The 14,892-nt window shown below is 70.4% G+C and carries 14 protein-coding genes; 8 read left to right on the top strand and 6 right to left on the bottom strand.

All coding sequences use genetic code 11. The annotated features are described in order from the left end of the window. Window positions 1-61: 61 nt before the first annotated feature. From C1707_RS11680 to C1707_RS11670, 3 genes are all read left to right on the top strand, one after another. Window positions 62-1,435 carry a heavy metal sensor histidine kinase gene (locus C1707_RS11680; protein ID WP_240633917.1) on the top strand — a complete coding sequence of 458 codons (1,374 nt, stop codon included), beginning with the start codon at window positions 62-64 and terminating at the stop codon, window positions 1,433-1,435. A gap of 66 nt (window positions 1,436-1,501) precedes the next feature. Continuing rightward, complete coding sequence (locus tag C1707_RS11675; protein ID WP_101712509.1) at window positions 1,502-1,879, top strand: hypothetical protein; 378 nt, start codon at window positions 1,502-1,504, stop codon at window positions 1,877-1,879. Between the two features lie 28 nt (window positions 1,880-1,907). Continuing rightward, complete coding sequence (locus tag C1707_RS11670; protein WP_101712508.1) at window positions 1,908-2,390, top strand: nuclear transport factor 2 family protein; 483 nt, start codon at window positions 1,908-1,910, stop codon at window positions 2,388-2,390. Between the two features lie 4 nt (window positions 2,391-2,394). Here C1707_RS11670 and C1707_RS11665 read toward each other — a convergent pair whose 3' ends face one another. The 5 genes from C1707_RS11665 to C1707_RS11645 form a co-directional block, all read right to left on the bottom strand. Continuing rightward, the gene (locus C1707_RS11665) at window positions 2,395-3,780 is read right to left on the bottom strand and encodes an efflux transporter outer membrane subunit (RefSeq protein ID WP_101712507.1); all 1,386 of its coding nucleotides are present in this window, start codon (window positions 3,778-3,780) and stop codon (window positions 2,395-2,397) included. Beyond that, complete coding sequence (locus tag C1707_RS11660) at window positions 3,767-4,981, bottom strand: efflux RND transporter periplasmic adaptor subunit (RefSeq protein WP_101712506.1); 1,215 nt, start codon at window positions 4,979-4,981, stop codon at window positions 3,767-3,769. The genes C1707_RS11665 and C1707_RS11660 overlap by 14 nt, the downstream gene beginning before the upstream one ends. Continuing rightward, window positions 4,974-8,156 (bottom strand): efflux RND transporter permease subunit, encoded by a 3,183-nt coding sequence (locus tag C1707_RS11655; RefSeq protein ID WP_101712505.1) that lies wholly within the window; start codon window positions 8,154-8,156, stop codon window positions 4,974-4,976. The genes C1707_RS11660 and C1707_RS11655 overlap by 8 nt, the downstream gene beginning before the upstream one ends. A gap of 146 nt (window positions 8,157-8,302) precedes the next feature. Continuing rightward, a complete protein-coding gene (locus tag C1707_RS11650) occupies window positions 8,303-9,070 on the bottom strand; it encodes a hypothetical protein (RefSeq protein ID WP_101712504.1) in 768 nt (255 codons plus the stop codon). An 85-nt stretch (window positions 9,071-9,155) separates the two neighbouring features. After that, window positions 9,156-9,656, bottom strand: coding sequence for a winged helix-turn-helix transcriptional regulator (locus tag C1707_RS11645; protein ID WP_101712664.1), 501 nt, complete (start codon window positions 9,654-9,656; stop codon window positions 9,156-9,158). Window positions 9,657-9,781: 125 nt separating this feature from the next. On the opposite strand from C1707_RS11645, the gene C1707_RS11640 reads away from it, so the two are divergent. After that, window positions 9,782-10,579, top strand: coding sequence for an SDR family NAD(P)-dependent oxidoreductase (locus tag C1707_RS11640; RefSeq protein WP_101712503.1), 798 nt, complete (start codon window positions 9,782-9,784; stop codon window positions 10,577-10,579). Between the two features lie 67 nt (window positions 10,580-10,646). Beyond that, window positions 10,647-10,841, top strand: a complete 195-nt coding sequence (locus C1707_RS11635; protein ID WP_101712502.1) for a hypothetical protein — start codon at window positions 10,647-10,649, stop codon at window positions 10,839-10,841. A gap of 431 nt (window positions 10,842-11,272) precedes the next feature. Here the strand turns inward: C1707_RS11635 and C1707_RS11630 are convergent, their stop codons facing one another. After that, window positions 11,273-12,211: a M20/M25/M40 family metallo-hydrolase gene (locus C1707_RS11630; RefSeq protein WP_101712501.1), complete on the bottom strand. Its 939-nt coding sequence runs from the start codon at window positions 12,209-12,211 to the stop codon at window positions 11,273-11,275. Window positions 12,212-12,344: 133 nt separating this feature from the next. Between C1707_RS11630 and C1707_RS11625 the strand changes: the two genes are divergently transcribed. From C1707_RS11625 to C1707_RS11615, 3 genes are all read left to right on the top strand, one after another. Next, window positions 12,345-13,592: a right-handed parallel beta-helix repeat-containing protein gene (locus C1707_RS11625; protein ID WP_101712500.1), complete on the top strand. Its 1,248-nt coding sequence runs from the start codon at window positions 12,345-12,347 to the stop codon at window positions 13,590-13,592. A gap of 120 nt (window positions 13,593-13,712) precedes the next feature. Then, complete coding sequence (locus tag C1707_RS11620; protein WP_101712499.1) at window positions 13,713-13,949, top strand: BolA family protein; 237 nt, start codon at window positions 13,713-13,715, stop codon at window positions 13,947-13,949. Between the two features lie 5 nt (window positions 13,950-13,954). Then, on the top strand, window positions 13,955-14,845 hold the full coding sequence (locus tag C1707_RS11615) for an aldo/keto reductase (RefSeq protein ID WP_101712498.1): 891 nt from the start codon (window positions 13,955-13,957) through the stop codon (window positions 14,843-14,845). Window positions 14,846-14,892 lie beyond the last annotated feature (47 nt).

Raw genomic sequence — 14,892 nt, 5'->3', positions numbered from 1 at the left:
CCCCGCCTCCCTCGCGCTCAGGTCCATCGGCCCCAAATCGATAGCCGGGCGCCTGGCCCTGATGTTCGCGATCGCAACGACCCTGGTCTCGGTCCTGGCCGGGGTGGCGATCTTCGGCTTCCAGAGCCTGGAACTGCGCCGCCACCAGGCCGAGGAGCTGAACGCCCGCATGGAGATCATCGACGCGATGATCCGCCATGCCGGCGATCCCAAGCGCTGGCCGATGCTGGGCGACAAGCTGGAGTCGTTCACCCCCGCCAACGGCAGCATCCGCTACCGGGTCGACTGCCCCGACGCCCGCTTCCGCTTCGCGCCCGACGACGCCCTGGCCCGGGCGCGCGACGGCATCGACCTGATCCATTTCGACGGCAAGCGCTACATGACGCTGACCCGTCGCGTGCCGCCCTATCTGGAGCGGCCGGAAGTCAGGCTGGTGATCGCCGCCGACACCGCGCCGTTCGACGCCTCGCGCAGGGTGCTGGGCGTAGGCGTGCTGGCCGTCTCGCTGGTGACGATCGCGCTGGTCAGCCTGCTGGGCTGGTGGGTCGCCCGCAAGGGCCTGGCGCCGGTCGACCGGCTGTCGCAGCGCGCCCGGGCGCTGAACCCCGACGACCTGAGCCTGCGCATGCCGACGAAGGGCCTGCCGGCCGAGCTGGAGGGCCTGATGGCGGCCTTCAACGGCGCGCTCGACCGGCTGCAGGACGCCTACGAGCGCCTGGCCTCGTTCAACGCCGACGTCGCCCACGAACTGCGCACGCCCCTGGGCAACCTGATCGGCCAGACCCAGGTCGCCCTCTCCCGCCCGCGCGAGGCTGACGAGCTGGAGGAGGTGCTGCACTCCAACCTCGAGGAGCTGGACCGCCTGCGCTGCATCATCAACGACATGCTGTTCATGGCCCGCGCCGACCAGGGCGCGCTGGCGGCCAATCTCGAAACCGTGTCGCTGGCCGGCCTGACCCACAAGACCGCCGACTTCCTCGACGTGCTGTTCGAGGACGCGGGCGTGACGCTGGAGGTGTCGGGCGACGGCGTGGTGGCGGCCGACGCCTCGCTGCTGGGCCGGGCGGTGACCAACCTGCTCGACAACGCCATCCGCCACGGGGTGGACTGCAAGACCGTGCGCGTCACCATCGAGCCGCAGGACGGCAAGGTCTGCCTGGGCGTGCGCAATCGCGGCGGCCCGATCCCCGAGGCGCATCTGGCCCGCCTGTTCGATCGCTTCTACCGCCTCGACCGGGCGCGCGAGCACAGCCACGACGTCCACGGCCTGGGCCTGGCCGTGGTCAAGGCCATCGTCACCATGCACGGCGGAACGGTCTTCGCCCGCTGCGAGAAGGGCGAGGTGCTGATCGGCTTCGTCCTGCCCGGCGGCGCGGTCGCGACGGGCGAGCCTCACGAGCCCTCCGCGCGCAGGATCGAACCGGTCGGGGCCTGAGCCCCCCTCGCGACCCCCATAGGCGGCCCGCGACCTTGGCGCTAAGGTCGCGCCCAGGGGGAGCGGATGTCGGGTTTCACGGATCTTGAGAGGGCCGCGCTCGCCGCGATCTGCGACGGACGGCCAGACATCGCCAGGCAGCTTCGCGCGCTTCTGGCGACGATGCGGCAGCCCGAACGCGAGAACACCGGGCACGGCTTCTACACGTGCTTCGACGTCGATCGGGACCAGCCGCCCATCGACTGGCCCACGCGCACGCTCGACAGTCCGACCGCCGAGGTCGCGGTCGACGGCAAGACGCTGCTGATGGGCTTCATCCTGTGGCTCGAGGACGGCTTCCCCACCTGCCTGGAAGGCTTCCAGCACGGCACGCCGCAGGGCGAGAACATCGACCTCAAGCCCAAGGACCTCGCCGCCCTGGTCTGGACCCGCCTCGCCGATTGACACGACCCAACAGCAATTCGGAGACGCCATGATCGCCGCCCTGCTCGCCGCCATCGTCATCGACGGATCGGCCCCGCCGTCGAGCATCGCCGCGCCGCCTGCAGCGCCCGCCGCAACGCAAGCGCTCGATCCGGCGGCGGTGAAGGCGGTCGAGGCGGTCGCCTACGACTATGTCGACGGTCAGCTGGAGGGCGATGTCGCGCGGGTCGTCCGCTCGCTGCACCCCGACCTGGCCAAGCGCGCCGTGCGCTCGCGGCCCGATCCCGACGAGACCCTCGGCCTGCGACGCATGAACCGCGACGAGCTAGCGGGCCTGACCCGGCAGGGCGCCCTGAAGACCCCGCGCGAACAGTGGGACCGCAGCGTGCGCGTGCTCGACATCGCCGGCAACGTGGCGGTGGCGCGGGTGGAGACGCCGTGGTTCGTCGACCATCTGAACCTCGGCCTGTTCGGAGACCGCTGGGTGATCGTCAACGCGCTCTGGTACGCCAAGCCGCAACCGGCCAAGTAAGGCCCTAAGCCGCCTCCCCGCCTCGCCAGCCGCCGCCCAGCGCGCGGATCAGATCCACGCTGGCGGCCAGGCGCCGGGTGCGAAGGTCCAGGGCCGAGCGGCGGGCGTCCAGCTCGGCGGTCTGGGCGGTGACCACGTCGAGATAGCTGGCCGCGCCTTCGCGATAGCGGGTCGTGGCCAGGGCGCTGGTGCGGGCGGCGGCGTCCACGGCCTCGTCCTGGCGGGCCTGGGCGGCGGCCAGGCGGTTGGCCAGGGCCATCTGGTCCTCGACCTCGCGGAAGGCGTCGAGCACGGTCTGGCGATAGCCGGCGGCGGCCTCGTCGAACACCGCGCGGCTGCGGGCGACCTCGGCCTTGCGAGCGCCGCCGTCCAGCAGCGGCAGGGCCGCCGCCGCCGGCCCCAGGGCCCAGACGCGGTTGGCCGTGGTCAGGAGCTCGCCGCCAGTCGACTGCCAGCCGCCGCTGGCGGCCAGGGTCACGGTCGGGAACCAGGCGGCTCGGGCCACGCCGATGCGGGCGTTGGCGGCGGCCACCCGGCGCTCGGCCGCGGCGATGTCGGGCCGGCGCTGCAGGACCAGCGAGGGCGTGGTCACCGGCGTGCGCGGCGCGTCCGAAAGGCCGTCGATCCTCGCCACCGAGAAACTGGAGGCCGGCTCGCCGACCAGCACCGCCAGGGCGTGCTCCAGCAGGGCGCGATCGGCCTGGGCCTGCTCCTGCTGGGCCAGGGCCGTGGCCAGCTGGGTCTCGGCCCGGCCGGTGTCGACCGCGCTGGACGCGCCGCCGGCCTGGCGGCGCCGGGTCAGGTCCAGCGCCTGGCGGTAGGCGTCGGCGGTGGACGACAGCACGGCGATCTGGGCGTCGGCCCCGCGCAGCTGGAAATAGGCGTCGGCCAGCTGAGCCTGCAGGCTCAGCCGCACGGCGGCGAGGTCGGCGGCGCCGGCTTGGGCGTCGGCGCGGCCGGCCTCGACCTGGCTGCGCACACGTCCCCACAGATCGAGCTCGTAGGACGCCGAGGCGCCGATGCCGACCGGATCGGTGCGGCCCGACGAGGTCGTGCGCTGGCTGGCCGCGCTGGCGTCGACGCCAACCGAGGGATAGAGGTTCGCGCGCGCCTGGCGGGCCAGGGCGCGGGCCTGGTCGTAGCGCGCCAGGGCCTGGGCGAGGCTGGCGTTGCCGCTGGACAGGCGCTGCTCCAGGCCCTCCAGGGTCGGATCGGCGAACACCGCCCACCAGTCGCCGGCCGGCGCGATGTCGCCGACGGCGGGGGTCCAGGGCCCGTCGTCGCGGAAGGCCGCCGGCGTCGAGACGGCCGGCGGCGCATAGGCCGGGGCGGCGGCGCAGGCCGCCAGGCCCAGCAAGGCCAAGGGCAGGATGGCGTTAGCCGCGCGCACCGGTCGCTCCCTTGGCTTGCGCCGTCTTGGCCTGGGCGGGCTTGGGCTGGATCGCCCGCACGGTGTCGCCGTCGGCGATGGCGTCGGGCGGGCTGCTGACCACCCATTCGTTGGCCGCCAGACCGCCGGCCAGTTCCAGTTCCGAGCCGTTGTCCTTGGCGATCGTGACCTTGCGGATATGGACCTTGCCGTCGTTGTCGACCACGGCGATCGCCGTGCCCTCCTTGCGGAACAGCAGGGTGTTGGCCGGCACGCGCAAGGTGGCCGGCGCGGCCTGGACCGCGCCGTCCTTGCCGAGCTCGAGGCTGACCTGGGCGTAGGCGCCGGGCTTGAGCTGGCCCGCGGCGTTGTCGACCTCCAGCTGGACCAGCATGGCGCCCGACTGGGCGTCGACGGCGTCGGCCGCGCGGACGAGCCGCGCCTGGAACGACTGGCCCGGCAGGTCGGGCGAGGAGAAGCTGGCGGTCATGCCCGGGCGTATCGAACCGGCCAGGCTCTGGGGCACGCTGACATAGAGGCGCAGGCGACGGGTGTCCGACACCGTGAACAGCGGCGACGGCGCGCCGCCGCCGGCGCTGATCAGGGCGCCCAGGTCGGTGTCGCGGCTGGTCACCACGCCGTCGAACGGGGCGACGATGCGCTTGAAGGCGGCCAGGCTCTCCAGCCGGCGCACATTGGCGGCGGCCTCGTTGCGCATGGCCTCGCGGGCGGCCAGGTCGCCCTGCTTCTCGTCGGCCTCCTGCTGCGAGACGGCGTTCTCGCCCACCAGGCGCTTCCAGCGTGCGGCGCCGACCGCGGCCAGGTCGCGCTGGGCCGAGGCGGTGGCGAACGCGGCGCGGGCGGCGACCAGCTGCTGGTCGACTTCCGGGGCGTCGATCTCGGCCAGCACCTGGCCGGCCTTCACCGGCTGGCCGATGTCGACGTACCAGCGGCGCAGGTAGCCGTCGGTGCGGGCGTAGACCGGGGCCTGGTTCCAGGCCTGCAGGCGGCCGGGCAGGACCAACGCCCCGTCCTCGCCCGCCGTGGGGCGCACGACGCTGACGGTGATAACCCCGGCGTCCTGGCTGGCGGTCGCCAGGTCCTTGCCGGTCATGAAGCGGGCGGCCGCGCCGGTCGCCAGGATCAGGGCGAAACCCGCGGCGCCGACCAGCGCCAGGCGGCGCAGCCGACGCGGATCGGTCTTGGGCAGGGTGTCAGGCATGGACGTGTCCTTCGGTGGACGAAGCCTCGGCGCGCGGGCGGCGGCCGTGGACGATGGCGAAGATGGTCGGGACGAACAGCAGCGAGGCGCAGGTGGCGAAGATCAGGCCGCCGATCACGGCGCGGCCCAGGGGGGCGTTCTGCTCCGCGCCCTCGCCCAGGGCCAGCGCCATGGGACCCATGCCGATGATCATGGCTAGGGCCGTCATCAGCACCGGGCGGAAGCGGGTGACCCCGGCCTCGAAGGCGGCCTGGATCGCGTCGCCCGTGGCGGCCAGCCGCTCGCGGGCGAAGCTGACCACCAGGATCGAGTTGGCCGTGGCCACGCCCATGCACATGATCGCGCCGGTCAGGGCCGGCACCGACAGCGGCGTGCCGGTGGCGAACAGCATCCAGGCGATGCCCGCAAGGGCCGCCGGCAGGGCCGAGATGATCACGAACGGGTCCAGCCAGGACTGGAAGTTGATGACGATCAGCAGATAGATCATCACCACCGCGCCCAACAGGCCCCAGCCCATGCCGGAAAAGGCGGTGTTCATGGTCTGGTACTGGCCGCGCAGGGTGACGCGCACCTTGGCCGGCTTGTCCTTCTCCAGGGCCTTGAGGATCTTCTGGACGTCGGCCGCCACGCCGCCGAGGTCGCGGCCCTGCGTCGCCGCATAGACGTTGACCATTGGCTGGATGTTGTACTGCGAGACGACCGCCGAGGTCGCGCCGCGGCTCAGCGCGCCGAGGCCGCTCAGCACCTGCGGCGCCTCGTTCGGCACGCGGCTGCCGGTGACGGGGATGGCGCCCAGCTTCTCGAAGCTGTCGATCAGATATTCCGGCGTCTGGGCGACGATCGGATAGGACACCCCGTTCTGCGGGTTCAGCCAGAACACCGGCGAGGTCTGGGCGCTGCCGGCCACGGCGCCGGCCAGGCTGGCGGTGACGTCGCGCTCGTCCAGGCCCAGGGCGTGGATGCGGGTGCGGTCGGCGTCGAAGCGCAGCTGCGGGGCGGCGCTGGGCTGCTGGATGCGCACGTCGGCGATGCCCTCGACGCCGCGGATCGCCCGCAGGATCTTCTGGGCATAGGCCTGGTTGGTCGCCGCGTCGCCGCCGGCCACCTGGATGTCGATCGGCGCGGGGCTGCCGAAGTTGAGGATCTGGCTGGTCACGTCGGCCGGCAGGAACGAGAAGGTGGCCGTCGGGAAGGCCTTGGGCAGTTCCCGGCGCAGCGCCTTGACGTAGCCGTCGGTCGGCTTGTGGCCCTTCTTCAGGCTGATCAGGATGTCGCCGTCCTGGGCGCCGATGGTGCCCGAGGCGTTGTAGGCGACGTTGATGCCGCTGGTGGACAGGCCGATGTTGTCGACGATGGTCTCGATCTCGGCGTTGGGGATGATCGTGCGCACCTGGCGCTGGATGCGGTCGAACAGCGCCGCCGACTCCTCGACGCGGTAGCCGGTCGGCGCGCGGACGTGCATGGCGATCGAGCCGGAGTCCACGGCCGGGAAGAAGTTGCGGCCCAGGAACGGAACCAGCGCCAGGCTCAGCACCGCGAAGGCCAGGAAGCCGGCGACGAACTTGCCCCGCGCGCCCAGCGCAAAGCCCAGCAGGCCGGCATAGGCGTCGCGCACCTTGGCGAACATCCGCTCGAAGCCGCGCTGGAAGCGCACCAGGCGGTTCTTGGACGGGGCCTCCTGGTCGTGCGGGGCGTGCGGCTTCAGCAGGAAGGCCGCCATGGTCGGCACCAGGGTCCGCGACAGCAGGAACGAGGCGATCATCGCGAAGACGACCGACATCGCCATCGGCACGAACAGGAAGCCCGACACGCCCGGCAGGAAGAACATCGGCACGAAGACGATGCAGATGCAGAGCAAGCTGACGAAGGCCGGCGTGACGATCTGGGCCGCGCCGTCGAGGATCGCGGTCTTGACGTCCTTGCCGTGCTCCAGGTGCCAGTTGATGTTCTCGATGGTCACCGTGGCGTCGTCGACCAGGATGCCGACGGCCAGGGCGAGACCCCCCAGGGTCATGACGTTGAGGGTCTGGCCGAAGGCCGCCAGGGCCGCCACCGCCGCCAGCACGGCCAGCGGGATCGAGACGGCGATGATCACCGTCGAGCGCCAGCTGCCCAGGAACAGCAGGATCATCAGCGAGGTCAGGATCGCGGCCAGCGCGCCCTCGTGGACCACGCCCTCGACGGCCGCCTTCACGAAGGTCGACTGGTCGTTCAGCGGGGTGATGGTCAGGTTGTCGGGCAGCTGGGCCTTCAGCTCGGGCAGCGCGCCCTTGATGCCGTCGACGATGGCGATGGTCGAGGTCGCGCCCGACTTCAGCACCGTCATCAGCACCGAGCGCTGGCCGTCGACGTGGACGACGTTCTGCTGCGGGGCCGAGCCGTCGCGGACGTGGGCGACGTCGCCCAGGCGGATGGTCGCGCCGTTGACCGTGCGCACCGGCAGGGCGTTCAGCTCGTCGACCGAGCCGGGGGCGTTGTTCAGGCGCAGGCTGTACTGGAACTCGCCGATCTTGACGAAACCGGCCGGGGTGATCTGGGTCTGGGCGGCGATCGCCGCGCCGACGTCGGTGGCCGACAGCCCCTTGGACAGCAGGGCCTGCGGGTCGATGTCGACCTGGATCTGGCGGGTCTTGCCGCCGAACGGGAACGGCACGGCCGCGCCGGGCACGGTGACCAGGCGCGTGCGGATGAAGTTGACGCCGTAGTCGAACAGCTGCTGCTCGCTCATCCCCTGGCCGGCCAGGGCCAGCTGCACGATCGGCACGGTCGAGGCGTTGTAGTTCAGCACCAGCGGCGGCGTCGTGCCCGTCGGCATCTGGCGCAGCAGGGTCTGGGAAACGGCGGTGATCTGGGCGTTGGCCAGGCGGATGTCGGCGCCGGGCTGGAAGTAGACCTTCACTACGCCGATGCCCTGCAGCGAGGTGGCCTCGATATGCTCGATGTCGTTGACCGTCGTGGTCAGCGCCCGCTGGTAGGGCGTCAGGATGCGGCCCGACATGTCCTCGGGCGACAGGCCGTTATAGGTGAACGCCACCGCGACCACGGGGACGCGGATCTCCGGAAAGATGTCGGTCGGGGTGCGCAGGATCGCCAGCACGCCGACGATGAGGATCATCGCGGCCATGACGACGAAGGTGTAGGGACGCGCCAAAGCCGTCCGCACAAGCGAGATCATCGAGAAATCCGTCGTTCCGGAGAGGTTGCGACGGATGTAGCGGCGCCATCGGGTCGTCAGGCTGACGCCCGCCTGACAAGGCGGTCAGCAACGGTGGACAACTGGCGATCGGACGGCGGCCCGCAAGCCGCCGTCCGGGTCTGGGCTCAGCCGTAGGTGACGTTCGCCAGGGTGAAGAGGAACGGCTTGGCGTCGGCGCCCTGGCCGCCGCCGGTCATGACGATGTCGGCGCCGGCGATGCCCATCAGGTTGATCTCGGTCAGGGCCGAGACCGCATCGGCGCCGACCGCCGCCCCCGCTTCGCTGCGCAAGGCCGCGCCGATCCAGATCTTCGGCGGCAGGGTGAAGACGGCGGTCGTGTGCGGCCCCAGCAACTGCCGCGCATAGGGCTTGCCGTCCCGGAAGAAGGCGGCCTCGACGAAGCCCTGGGGCAGCTGGTTGAGAACGCTGATCGCGCTCGCGGGCCCCTGCTGGTCGGCGAGTTTCAGGACCGTGCCGGTGTCGCCGGCCACGACCTCGGCGACCTGGCCGTTGGCGATGTCCAGTTGCGGCGAGACGTTGCCGTGCGGATCGACGACGCCGAGGGTGACGGCCGCCGGCCAGACGAACGGATGGCTCCAGCCCGGACCGCAGTTGTCGATCACCCGCCAGGCCTGGCCGATCTCGTCGATCGCCGGCGAAGGGGGCTGGCCGAACAGCAGCACGTGCACGTTGCTGGCGTCGTTGGAGCGGTTGACGAAGTTCAGCTTCACCTCCGGCCCCGCCGAACCCAGGCCGGCGGCCAGGACCGGCTTCTCCGACGCGGACTCGGCGGGCGGCGCCTCGGCCGGAGGCGCCGCGACGTCCTCGGCAAGGGCCGAGACGACGCCCGGGTCGCTCGCGCCGTTGGCGCTCTTGGCGGTGATGGTGTCCATAGCCAGGCCTCCCCGCGAAGGCGCCCCTGCCCTTCGCAATCTGAGGGAGCATACAACCCTACGAAGATTACCCAAAGGCGCCGTTTCAGTCGCGGCCGCGGCGAGCCTCGATCTCGGCGACCCGCTGGCGCACCGTCTCGCCCGCCGCCGGGCCGGCGGCGTAGGTGAAGCGCTCGGCGTCGATCGGCCGGCCGCTGACGGCGTCGACCACGACGGGCTCGGCCGCCTGCCCCGTGACCCGGTCGACCAGCTGGCCGGCGATCCCCTCGTGCGCGAAGTGGCGGTTGCCGAAGGCCAGCAGCGCGGTCAGCACCGGCGCGAAGTCGCGGCCCTGCGGGGTCAGCACGTATTCGTGGCGCACGGGCCTGTCCTGATAGGGCCGCCGCTCGAGAAAGCCGGATTGTACTAGTCCGGCCAGGCGCTTTGCGAGGATGTTTGGGGCGACCCCCAGGCTCTTCTCGAAGGCGTCGAAGCGGGTCAGCCCCTGCTGGGCGTCCCGCAGGATCATCAGGCTCCAGGTGTCGCCGACGCGTTCGAGCGTGCGGCCGACGGGGCACTGTCCAGGATCGAAGGCGCGCGTGGTCATGAAGCGAAGATAGGGCGTCGATAGCAAAATGAAAGCCAGTTACTTGCAATTCGAAAGTAACTAGCCATCTGCAAGTCACTCCGCCGCGACGAGCGCGACGGCCAGCATCCCGAGGGGATCGAGACATGAGCAAACAAGACTTTCCCGGCGCGGCCCTGGTGACGGGCGCCTCCAGCGGCATCGGCGCGACCTATGCCGACCGCCTGGCCCGGCGCGGCCACGACCTGGTGCTGGTGGCCCGCGACGCCCGGCGCCTGGCCGACCTGGCCGAGCGCCTGACGGCGCAGACCGGCGTCAAGGTCGACGTCGTCCAGGCCGACCTGACCAACGCCGTCGACCTGGCCCGCGTCGAGGCCCGGCTGGCCGAGGACGCGACCATCGACATCCTGATCAACAACGCCGGCGCGGCCCTGGGCGGCGACTTCGTCGACCAGGACGTCGACAAGGTCGACAACCTGATCCAGCTGAACGTGGTGTCGGTGACCCGCCTGGCCCACGCGGCGGCCCGCGCCTTCAAGGCCCGCGGCCGCGGCGCGATCGTCAACATCTCGTCGGTGGTGGGCCTGCTGCCCGAGTTCCGCTCGCCGGTCTACGGCGCGACCAAGGCCTATGTGACCTACTTCACGCAAGGCCTCCGCAGCCAGCTGCCAGACGCGGTGAAGCTGCAGGCGGTGCTGCCCGGCGCCACCCGCACCGAGATCTGGGACCGCTCGGGCGGCAGCGTCGACGCGCTGGATCCGTCGACGGTGATGGAGGTCGGCGACCTGGTCGACGCGGCGCTGGCGGGCTTCGACCAGGGCGAGCTGGTGACCATACCCTCCCTGCCCGAGGCCGGCGATTTCGCCGCCTACGACGCGGCCCGCCTGAATCTGGCTCCCAACCTGTCGCGCGACCGCCCCGCGCCCCGCTACGGCCTAGCCTGACACCCTGCCGGCGGCGGAACGAAAGCCGCCGCCGGCCGCTCACCTTGCGAAGCCTGGGAGGCGCAACATGTCGGTCATCGCCAATCTCGACGAGTTCATCCTGGAGGAGACCGAGCACGGCATCTTCCTGACTCTCACCGCCGACGACGACCAGACCATGCGCGTCAAAGTCACGCTCGACGACCTCGAGGAGATCATGGACGTCATCGACGAGGTGTTCGGCGTCGAGGTCGAGGCGGCCAACGACGAAGAGGCAGAATAGGGATTTCTCTCCGCCGAGAGCCGAACATCGGGCTACCTCCACCATCAGGTATCGCAACTCATGCTCGGGCGCAGGTTTTCCGCGTCCCTCCATCCCCCGTGACGAGGAAGGCGGGTTTGGCCTGTGCTCGGACGCTTCAAGCGCCAGGGCCAGCCCGCTCCCACCCGTAAAATCCTCGCGAAAGCGGGGACCCAGGCTTTTCCGCCATCCCCCACGCGCCCCCGTAATCCTGCTTCCCTCGCCCTGTGGCGAGGGCCCATGCCGGTCGCTGCTCGGACCTAGGGAAAACCTCACTACAAGGGCGAGGAAGGCGAACCTAAAGATCCTCCCCCCTCTGGGGGAGGTGGCACGGAGGGCCGGAGGGGATCCGCCACGCGTCCAGCGCCCCATCCTTCGGCAAGACGATCCGAATGCCTGACCTTCGATCCCGGCTAGCGCGCGATCTCGGCCAGTCGCTCGTCGAAGGCCCGCGTCGCCTGGATCACCGTCGCCACTGAGGCCTTGAAGAACGGCTGGGGGATGGTCTCGAAGTCGTCGGTGGGCTGGTGGTAGTCGGGGTGATCCTCGACGCCGAAATAGACCCAGGCAACGCCCTTCTCGGCGAAGGCCCCGTGGTCGGACTGGGCGGTCCAGTTGTTCTCCTTGCCGTCGGCGTCGGTGTCGTGGCCGAGCTTCAGCTTGACCGGCGCGGTTTTGGCCACCGCCTCCAGGATCGGCTTCAGGGCCGGCTGAGGCGAGGCGCCGGCGGCGTAGAGCTCGCCCTTGGCGTTCTTGCTCAGCATGTCGAAATTGACGTTCAGGCCGATCGCCGACAGCGGGATCGGCGGCTGCGCGACGAAGGCCTTGGCGCCCCGCAGGCCGCCCTCCTCGGCGTCCAGCGCGACGATCAGCACGTCATGCAATGGCGGCTTTTCCTTGAAGGCCTCGGCCACGGCCAGCAGGCCGGCGACACCCGAGGCGTTGTCGTCGGCGCCGTTGTAGACCTTGCCGTCCTTGACCCCGACGTGATCGTAGTGGGCGGTGACCACCAGGGCCTTGCCGTCCGGCGCCGTCCCCTTGATGCGGGCTGCCAGGTTGACGCCGGTGATCGTCGTCCCGTCCTTGCGGGTGTAGCGGAACGGCCGCTCGAAACCCTCGCCGATGGGCGCGACCCCGATCAGCTTGAAACGCTCCAGGATGTAGGTCCGGGCCAGCTGCGAGCCCGGCGTGCCCGGGGCGCGCCCCTGCATGGCGTCGGCCGACAACACCTTAACGTCGTCCAGCGCCGTGTCGCCGGGCCCCGCCAGGGCCGGCGCGGCGATCAGGGCGGAGACGAGCACGACGCCGACAAGACGGCTGGCGCGGCGAAAACCGGGGGAAGAGCAAACCATGTCCCCTGAATGCGGCTCTCCCGTCAGCAGCGCAAGTCCGCCGGCCTGCGACCGCTCCTGACGCTTCGTCCAGACAGGTTCGTCACACAGGCCAAGCCTGATTTCAGAACACATTTTCGAAAGCGCTATTTTCATGCCCACCATCAACGCTCCGGCGCCCAACGGCGTCGACGACCATGCCGTGCTGCAAGCCCTTGTCGATCATGGCCGTCCCTACGGTCAGTTCACCACCGACGGCGTCGAGATCGCCCTCGACCGCGGCGTCTATCGCCTTTCCCAGAGCCTGGACCTGTCCAACGCTCACGGCGTCCACATCCGCGGCCAAGGCATGCACACCACCGAGATGCGGGCGCTGGGCGACTTTTCCGTCATTCGGGCCGAGGGCTCGCCGACCGAGCCGCTGAACCAAGCCGGCATCAAGGGCCTGACGATCCGCGGCTTCGGCAACGACCAGCCCGGTTCGTATGGCATCATGCTGAAGTGGACCAACCGCTGCGCCGTCGAGGACGTGCTGTTCTTCAGCTGCATGCTGGGCATGGTCGTGTCTCATGCCTGGCAGACCAAGCTGACCAACCTGCAGGCCACCGGCGGCGGCGCGGACCGCTGCCGACATGGCGTCTACATGAGCCAGTCCTCCAGCGAGTACATCGACAACGCCGTGATCGCCACGGGCTGCACGATGCAGGACTGCATCGAGACCGGCTTCCGGATCGTCAACGGACAGGGCTCGAAGTTCACCGCCTGCGAAGCCGGCGGCACCAAGTACGGCTGGTACATCGGCGACACGACCGGCGGCGTGAAGAACACTTGGCTGCACATCGACAACTGCCTGGCCGACACTGCCGAAATCGGCTGGCTGATCCAGTCGGACAACGACCTGGGCGAAATGATCCTGTGCAACCTATGGACCGGCAACTGCACCGAGGCCGGCATGGTGATCCGAAACGCCAAGAACCTGCAGGTGAACGGGGTGATCGCCATCTCGCATCACCGGGAGGCCGTCCGGCTCGAGGGGTGCCAGCATGTCAGCCTCTCCCAGGTCAGCGCCAAGGACTACAACCGCATCGACGTCGGCGCGGCCTGCATCCGCCTTACCGACAGCCAGAACTGCACCGTCTCGAACGTCAACGCCGTCTCGATCCATCCCACGACCGTGGCGCGCGAGACCGGAACGTCCGACCGCAACCTGCTGTCGACCCTGACGGGCAAGCCCGAACTGATCGGCGCCAACTCCCGGTTCTCCGCCGCGCTCGACGCGCCGATCCAGGTTCCCGTCTACGGCGTGCTGCCCTCGACTGCGCCGGCCGGCCAGCTCGCCTATGACAGCGGGACGGGCAAGCTCGTATTCTCGAACGGCGCGGCGTGGATCCCGACGACCTAGGATCCCACGGCTGGGCGGGCCGATGCATGGAACGATTGCGTCGGCCCGCGACGCCCGCCATATGCGCGATCTTAAGGTTTACGGGGCATACAGCCCCTACGAGGATCGGAGAATCCGCCCATGCCCATGTCGCCCGACGTGCTCGAAGCCCGCCTGAACGCGGCCTTCCCGGATTCCGAGATCGTGCTGACCGACCTGGCCGGCGACGGCGACCACTACAAGGCGCGCATCGTCTCGCCCGCCTTCCGCGGCCTAAACCGCGTCAAGCAGCACCAGATGGTCAACCGCGCCCTGGCCGACGTGCTGGGCGGCGAACTGCATGCCCTGGCGCTCGAAACCGCGGCTCCGGCGGAGTAACGACCTTGCGCTATCGTCCTTTCGGCAAGGCGGGCATGGCGATCTCGGCGGTGACGCTGCGGCTCGCCGACCATCCGCGCATGAGCGGCAAGGACTGGCGCAACCTGATCTTCACGGCCCTCGAGGCCGGCATCAACAGCTTCGAGGTCCACGGCTCGTCGAACGCCCTGATCGAGGGCGTGGGCGAGTCCCTGACCACGCTGGAGCGGCGGCTGCTGTTCGTGGGCTGGCGCCTGCGCAGCGGCGGCGAGCTGCTCGGCGCCCAGGCGATCCACGACATGGTCGACGTCGCCGTCGAGCGCTGCGGCCTGTCCTACGTGGATCTCGTCACGGTCGACGATCCCGGCTCGGCCTTCCCGCCGACGGCGATGGCCGCACTGCTGGGCCTGCGCCAGTCGGGCCTGATCCGCTCGCTGGGCCTGGCCAGCCGGGGCGAAAGCCAGGAGCGGCACCTGGCGACCGGAGTCTTCGACGCCCTGGCCGCGCCGTTCAACCTGTCGTCCGGCTGGGCCGAGCGCAACCGCATCCGCAGCGCCGTCGCCCGCGACGTGGCGGTGATCGGCGAGGACTTCTGGCCCCAGGCCATCCGCGAGCGCGAGGCCAAGCCGATCTTCAAGAAGCCGTCGCTGTGGCGCCGCCGCACCGACCCGCTGACCAATCTCGGCGGCTACGACTTCCTCGACAACACGCCGGGCTGGACCGGCCAGGAGCTTTGCCTGGGCTACGCCCTGACCGAACCGTCGCTGGCCACCGTCCAGGTCATCACCACCAAGCGCGACAAGCTGGAGGGCCTGGCCGGCGTGGTCGAGCGCGACTTGCCGACCGGCTGCGCCGCCCAGATCGAGATGGCGCGGTTTTCGGCCGAACAGGCCGCCGGGACCAAGCGCCGCGCTTGACCGAGGGCCTTGCGGCGCCTAGCTGAGGGGCTACCGCCAAGGAATAC

This window comes from Caulobacter flavus, from assembly GCF_003722335.1.
GTDB classification, from domain to species: domain Bacteria; phylum Pseudomonadota; class Alphaproteobacteria; order Caulobacterales; family Caulobacteraceae; genus Caulobacter; species Caulobacter flavus.
This window is presented reverse-complemented; position numbering and strand designations above follow the sequence as displayed.

What these genes read in the sequence shown, in the direction of transcription:
- C1707_RS11680 (WP_240633917.1), top strand. Translation starts at nt 62, where the DNA reads ATGTTCGCGATCGCAACGACCCTGGTCTCGGTCCTGGCCGGGGTGGCG.
- C1707_RS11635 (WP_101712502.1), top strand. Translation starts at nt 10,647, where the DNA reads ATGTCGGTCATCGCCAATCTCGACGAGTTCATCCTGGAGGAGACCGAG.
- C1707_RS11640 (WP_101712503.1), top strand. Translation starts at nt 9,782, where the DNA reads ATGAGCAAACAAGACTTTCCCGGCGCGGCCCTGGTGACGGGCGCCTCC.
- C1707_RS11625 (WP_101712500.1), top strand. Translation starts at nt 12,345, where the DNA reads ATGCCCACCATCAACGCTCCGGCGCCCAACGGCGTCGACGACCATGCC.
- C1707_RS11650 (WP_101712504.1), bottom strand. Translation starts at nt 9,070, where the DNA reads ATGGACACCATCACCGCCAAGAGCGCCAACGGCGCGAGCGACCCGGGC.
- C1707_RS11655 (WP_101712505.1), bottom strand. Translation starts at nt 8,156, where the DNA reads ATGATCTCGCTTGTGCGGACGGCTTTGGCGCGTCCCTACACCTTCGTC.
- C1707_RS11670 (WP_101712508.1), top strand. Translation starts at nt 1,908, where the DNA reads ATGATCGCCGCCCTGCTCGCCGCCATCGTCATCGACGGATCGGCCCCG.
- C1707_RS11660 (WP_101712506.1), bottom strand. Translation starts at nt 4,981, where the DNA reads ATGCCTGACACCCTGCCCAAGACCGATCCGCGTCGGCTGCGCCGCCTG.
- C1707_RS11675 (WP_101712509.1), top strand. Translation starts at nt 1,502, where the DNA reads ATGTCGGGTTTCACGGATCTTGAGAGGGCCGCGCTCGCCGCGATCTGC.
- C1707_RS11620 (WP_101712499.1), top strand. Translation starts at nt 13,713, where the DNA reads ATGCCCATGTCGCCCGACGTGCTCGAAGCCCGCCTGAACGCGGCCTTC.
- C1707_RS11630 (WP_101712501.1), bottom strand. Translation starts at nt 12,211, where the DNA reads ATGGTTTGCTCTTCCCCCGGTTTTCGCCGCGCCAGCCGTCTTGTCGGC.
- C1707_RS11645 (WP_101712664.1), bottom strand. Translation starts at nt 9,656, where the DNA reads ATGACCACGCGCGCCTTCGATCCTGGACAGTGCCCCGTCGGCCGCACG.